General features: G+C 38.6%; 4 protein-coding genes. 1 reads left to right on the plus strand and 3 read right to left on the minus strand.

Features of this window, described 5'->3' with window-relative positions; genetic code table 11:
- Positions 1-40: 40 nt before the first annotated feature.
- From GQR46_RS16080 to GQR46_RS16090, 3 genes are all read right to left on the minus strand, one after another.
- The gene (locus GQR46_RS16080) at positions 41-370 is read right to left on the minus strand and encodes a hypothetical protein (protein ID WP_007580633.1); all 330 of its coding nucleotides are present in this window, start codon (positions 368-370) and stop codon (positions 41-43) included.
- Positions 371-438: 68 nt separating this feature from the next.
- Positions 439-1,140, minus strand: a complete 702-nt coding sequence (tsaB, locus tag GQR46_RS16085) for a tRNA (adenosine(37)-N6)-threonylcarbamoyltransferase complex dimerization subunit type 1 TsaB (RefSeq protein ID WP_165741478.1) — start codon at positions 1,138-1,140, stop codon at positions 439-441.
- A gap of 9 nt (positions 1,141-1,149) precedes the next feature.
- A complete protein-coding gene (locus GQR46_RS16090; protein WP_101163490.1) occupies positions 1,150-3,066 on the minus strand; it encodes an ATP-dependent DNA helicase in 1,917 nt (638 codons plus the stop codon).
- Positions 3,067-3,398: 332 nt separating this feature from the next.
- Here GQR46_RS16090 and GQR46_RS16095 point away from each other — a divergent pair, with 332 nt between their 5' ends.
- Positions 3,399-4,685, plus strand: coding sequence for a sodium:proton antiporter (locus GQR46_RS16095; protein WP_165741480.1), 1,287 nt, complete (start codon positions 3,399-3,401; stop codon positions 4,683-4,685).
- Positions 4,686-4,851: the final 166 nt, after the last annotated feature.

Genomic DNA, 4,851 nt, shown 5'->3' on the forward strand with positions numbered 1-4,851 from the left:
AATTTTATCACTGTATTTATCTAAAACGTTTGAATGAGCTTTAAGCGTATATATCAACGCCTATTAAATTTTGTACTTCGGCTCTGCGTTCTAAATTGGCAAATTCAGTATAAGTAGAAATCGCTTTACTTACTTGAGCTGTTGGTTGGTCGTAAATTGTTTGGCTGTATTCATTGCTTTTAGCACTGCTTTTAAACAGTTGATTAGCCAGTTCGACGCCCTCGACACTGCTTTTTACATAATCGGTATTCGTTTTTTGAGCAGCCGGCTGGTCTAATAAACTCTGTGGTTTATTAGTAACAACTTTAGTAGGGCTAACCCTACCCGGAATATCTCCGGTAAAAAAACCTGAACCAATAGGCAGCGTCATTACGCGTCTCCAACCTTAATATTGCATAAAATTATGATTTAAAAACAACCAATTTGCAAATAATATGATTACTCACGTCCTGGTAGCTTTTTCCACGTTACCGTATCGCGCACATATTTAGGTTGAGCGTCACTCGCTTTTACAACGTCACCCGCTAAAAACGCGGCTTCAACATGCGCTAACATATAACGCGCATCAGGCAATGTAATATCAGTATTAATTGTCACGTTTTCAAAGTCATTAAGCGCATCAGGATAGGTTTTAAAGCCAGTGCCTACCGCTACAGATGGCTCACTGGTCGTTATATAATCATTGTTTAGTAAATCAGGTTTTATAACGCATTCTTGGTTAACTAAAAGCATTAGATTATTTTGCGCTTGGTAATGTGCAAAGTATATCTCCCCCATACGCGCATCTATACTTGGGTAAACACTCACACTACCGTTTTGTTCAAACGCTTGTTGCGCCATAATAGCCAAAGTAGAAACACCTACAAGCGGCAAATTAGTTGAATACGCTAAACCTTGTGCTATTGCTACACTAATACGCACACCAGTAAAACTACCCGGGCCTTGCCCAAAACCAATGACATCTAAGTCTTTTAATTTACAGTTTGCTTTAGTTAATAGCTCATCCACAAGTGGCAATATTTTTTGGCTATGTTGCTGCGGACATTCTTCAAAATGATGAAATGTTTGGCCCTGAAAATGTAAAACAATTGAAAGTGCTTCAGTTGAAGCATCAAGGGCAAGAATATTACTTTTGATCATTTTATTACTCTAATTAATTTGTTTTAAAAATGTATTGGCATCTTCTAAGCTTCGCGTGCGGCGCATCGGCGGTAAGCTTTTTAAAAATACTTGGCCATATTGGCGTGTAACTAAGCGATTATCGCATATTACAAGTACGCCTTTGTCTTTACTATCTCGAATTAAACGCCCTACACCTTGTTTTAGCGCAATAACAGCCTGCGGTAATTGTATGTGTGAAAAAGGGTCTTTTCCCTGCATTTGGCAATCTTGCATTTTAGCTTGAAGCAATGGATCGTCAGGGGCTGCAAATGGCAATTTGTCTATAATAACACAGCTTAACGTGCTGCCGCGTACATCAACGCCTTCCCAAAAAGAAGCCGTGCCGAGTAATACCGCATTACCATGGCGGGTAAATTTCTCTAAAATAATACGCTTAGACATTTGCCCCTGCATATAAACTGGGTAGTCTATTTGTGTAGTGAGCCCTTCGGCAACTAAGTGCATCATTCGATAGCTCGTAAATAACACAAAACAACGCCCTTGCGCTGACTTTATAAGCTCAAGTGTTAATTTTACAATTGCATGGGGCATATTATCAGCGTGCGATTCAGGTAAGTAACGCGGTAAACACAGCAACGCCTGATTAGGGTAATCAAATGGGCTATCTACCATCATGCTTTGCTTTGGTTTTAAACCAAGGCTTGCATTAAAGTGCTCTAGTTTGTTGTCGACCGAAAGTGTTGCTGAAGTAAATACAAAGCCTGCCCCCGTGTCTTGCATCATTTGAGCAAATTTAGCTGATACATTTAATGGCGTTATATTAATCGTTAAATAACGGCGCGTTGTTTCATACCAGTAACTAAAACCGGTTTGAGCTGTATCAAAAACCCGCTCTAACTGCCCTTTAAACGCAAGTGCACGTTCAAATGGATGCTCAATTTTGTCGCTTCTATCTAGGCAAAGTTTAAGTACTTGATAAACAAAATCTAAATCACTAATGACGCGGTGAAGCGCCGCGCATATTTGTTTATCACTTAACTTTTCTCGCCAATCGCCTCTACTGCCATCAACACCAAACTGTAATCGTAAATCAGCAACGCTTGTTTCAAGCTTATTTAAGCTTTTACCTAGCTGCAGCATATCGGGAATTTCGGCTCTATAAATAGCACGTAAATCATTAATTAAATCCACCAGCTTTTTAGTACTAATACTCTCACCAAAATAATCACTGGCAATTTCGCTTAACTGGTGGGCTTCATCAAATATATACGCGTCAGCTTTTGGCATAAGCTCAGCAAAGCCACTTTCTTTTACAGCCATGTCGGCAAAAAATAAATGGTGATTAATCACAACTACATCGGCATCGGCCGCAGTTAAACGTGCTTTGCGTATATAACAGCTTTGAAAATCTGGACACTCTTTACCTAAGCAATTATCGGCGGTTGAATTTACATAAGGCAGTACTTTCGCGTCATCTTCTATACCAATGCAATCGGCCAAATCGCCCGATTGCGTTTCACTGGCAAACTTAGCCACCATAGCTAGTTGATGCATTACGTCGGAGTCGTCAGTAGGTACATGCGCAACATGCTGATTAAGTCGGTAGGTACATAAGTAATTGGCACGCCCTTTTAATAAGGCGGTTTTTTTAGAAGCACCAAGCGCTTTCACTAATTGAGGTAAATCGCGGTGGTATAACTGTTCTTGTAAGGCTTTAGAACCAGTCGATATTATCGTTCGGCCTTTTGATTTAAGTGCAGGGGCTAAATATGCAAATGTTTTACCAGTACCCGTGCCTGCTTCAACAACTAATTGCGAACTGTTTTTTAATGCATCTGCAACAGCTACTGCCATATCAATTTGTGGTTGGCGAGGCGTATATCCATCTAACGATGACGCCAAAGGCCCGGTTGCACTAAACAGCTGTTTGATAATACCAATCACTTTAAAATAAATAATAGCGGGATTTTACGTAAGCAAAGCATTTAGGGCAAGTAATTACAAAATCGACTTTTATTTTATGATGCAACACACGTTTCAATAATGTGATTAACCACTAAAGTTTACAACAAACACTGTATTTATAACGTACATTTAATTTAATAATGACAATATTTACAAAGCCTAATTTGTTATTAACTCTTACTAAAAATAATCCTTATTAAAAGCGATATAAAGGTATAAATACTGTGACTCTCAAATATTACAGGAGTAACATACGCGGGTTTATAATCCTCCTTTTTGTGTGTCGTTTAAAAAATAGTTAAGGTTAATCAATGAATGCTTGGTACCTCATTTGTTTTCTCTCTGCAATTGCAATTTTTATAGCCTTTGCAAACCAGTACATCCTCAAAATGCAAACTACCATTGCCATTACTACTGGCTCTGTGGTTATTTCTTTATTACTGATTATTGCAGTAAAATTATTAGGCGATCAGAACGCATTAGCAATGACCCAAATTGTTTCCAGTATTGACTTTAACGAGTTACTACTTAAAGGCATGTTGGGGTTTTTACTTTATGCGGGTGCGCTCGAAATAAACCTACTTGCCCTGCGTAAGCAGCGGTGGGAAATTACTGCACTGGTCTTGTTTTCAACCATTGCCTCCACATTTATAGTGGGTTATTTAAGCTTTTATTTATTTTCAGTTTTTGGTTTTGATGTCCCTTTTATTTATTGTTTACTGTTTGGCGCGCTTATTAGCCCAACCGACCCTATCGCTGTACTTGCTATTATTAAACAAATGCGAGCGCCAGAAGGCATCTCAGTTCAAGTAGAAGGTGAGTCGCTATTTAACGATGGTATTGGTTTAGTTATATTTACCACTATATTTTCTGTTGCTTTTTATGGCACAGATGCACAATTTGGTGACATAGCAGAGCTATTCTTTGTTGATGCAATAGGAGGCATTGCGTTTGGTTTAGTCATTGCATTAGTTGGCCACTTTTTAATTATTAATAGCCGCGATGTAAATATTCGCTTATTAATTACTTTAACTATCCCAACAGCAGGTTTTGCTGCAGCAAATATTTGGGAAATATCTGGCGCACTTGCCATGGTAACCAGTGGCATATTAATGGGTAATATTACCCGCACTAAAGCAACCGAGCGCACAGGGCCTGAAGATACTCGCTACGTAAAAGATTTTTGGCATGCAACCGACAGCTTTCTAAACGCTCTACTGTTTTTAATAATAGGTATGCTAATAGTCACTATGCCAATCACGCTTGGCGAAATTGGTTTAGGGTTATTAATGGTACCTGTTGTACTGCTAGCACGCTTTATAAGTGTAGGTGCACCATTTGTAATTTTTAAACGCTTTAGAACTTACGATAGACACAGTGTTAAAATTTTGACCTGGGGTGGACTACGTGGTGGCCTTGCTCTGGCAATGGCGGCAGCAATCCCACGCGAGCAAGTTTTTGTAGGCGGTTCAGACCTACATAACCTAATCGTTATTGTTACTTACGTAGTGGTTATATTTTCTATTATCGTACAAGGCTTAACTATTTCGCCGCTTATTCAAAGTAGCATTAAGTCAGCTGAGCAAGCCAAGCAATAAATGCTTTGTCCGCAACACATTCAGTAACCAAGTTATTATAAAAATCACTTGGTTACTGTTACTCACGTGTTACAAAAACACTTTAAAGTTCTATAAATTGTTATCCTTTTTATTTATCTGCTTTGTTTAAATTAATCCGCTTGAAATGCAAATGAAAACAATTATA

The organism is Pseudoalteromonas sp. Z1A6, assembly GCF_011378745.1.
Classification (GTDB): domain Bacteria; phylum Pseudomonadota; class Gammaproteobacteria; order Enterobacterales; family Alteromonadaceae; genus Pseudoalteromonas; species Pseudoalteromonas arctica.

Bases quoted from the DNA above. Each gene is read 5' to 3' on its own strand.
- tsaB (WP_165741478.1), bottom strand. From the start codon at position 1,140: ATGATCAAAAGTAATATTCTTGCCCTTGATGCTTCAACTGAAGCACTT.
- GQR46_RS16080 (WP_007580633.1), bottom strand. From the start codon at position 370: ATGACGCTGCCTATTGGTTCAGGTTTTTTTACCGGAGATATTCCGGGT.
- GQR46_RS16095 (WP_165741480.1), top strand. From the start codon at position 3,399: ATGAATGCTTGGTACCTCATTTGTTTTCTCTCTGCAATTGCAATTTTT.